The sequence below is a fragment of the Burkholderia sp. DN3021 genome (assembly GCF_049805555.1).
GTDB classification, from domain to species: Bacteria; Pseudomonadota; Gammaproteobacteria; order Burkholderiales; family Burkholderiaceae; genus Burkholderia; species Burkholderia pyrrocinia_C.
Window position 1 is genome coordinate 1 of record NZ_JBNCAB010000240.1, and the last position, 1041, is coordinate 1041.

A 1041-nucleotide genomic window follows, 5' to 3' on the forward strand; every position below is an offset into this window, starting at 1 on the left:
GCGGGCTGTGGCGTACCCGAGGCATCCTGCCTCGGACCAACGACCAAATACGGCAACGTGAAGTATCCTGCCGCATGCGTATAGATGTTGACGCTCGAGAACGGCCATTTGGCGAAGATTTCGTTTTGGGTCTTCTCATTTGGCTTGGCCACATCCGCAAATGGCACGCTGTTCTTGTCGTTTGCCCCGAACAGGTAGAACGGCGTGATCGTCAGGCGCATGTCGCCGTCGCTGTTGAACAGGGGGCGCTGGGCGTCACTCGCCAGGTAGTTGGCGGCAGACACCACAAACGATGTTCCCGGCACCATCCATTCTGCGGGGACTGCTACGCTCCAACGGTCCGCGGGATATGCACGGCCGCCCGACTCGGTCGCCGGCAGTGCGGACGGGGGGCTCAGCGCGAGTACACCCAGCTTTGTGCCATCGCGCCACGCCTCCAGGACGGGATTCTTGACATCGGATTGGGCAATGTTCGCCAGTGCCAGTGCGGCGCGCTTGCCCACGACTCTGAGCGTGGCCGAAATTTGGGCGAGCTGCCAGCTCCGGCCGGCACTTGAGATAACGTGAGACTGTGCAAAAGATAGATCAGCCAACGATACCTTCGATGTGGGCGCAGGCGACCCCGTAGAGGGCGCGGGCGCATCCGGTGCAGGCGTCACCGGGGCTGTCCCCGTCGGCCCTGGATCGCGAGGAGGATGTTGGGGACGACTATCCGGCCCATTCAGACTGGACGAAATCGGTGTCGGGCCGTCACCACCACACCCGGCAAGGACGCATGCTGACGACACTGCAACTACCGCAGCGCGTGACATAATATTGATGGCAGGCATGATTCTATTTCCTATTTTGTTGATAAAAATTCACATTTGATTAGGATTACAAACGCTCATATATATCAATGCACCGATTTCATGACGCGACTCCCGATTCAATCTTTCTGATCTCACGTAACAAGATTAAAAATTTGCCGATGTGCTCAAGTACCAAACCATCGAGTGGCCCATACCTGGCAAGACTTTGAACGGCTTGCCTAAGGTTATC

Annotated in this window: 1 protein-coding gene; it reads right to left on the reverse strand. The window is 57.3% G+C overall.

Annotation, left to right across the window (positions count from 1 at the left end; all coding sequences use genetic code 11):
* A partial coding sequence (locus ACPUER_RS36840; protein WP_425133588.1) for a M66 family metalloprotease occupies positions 1-593 on the reverse strand: 593 nt, incomplete at its 3' end.
* Positions 594-1041 lie beyond the last annotated feature (448 nt).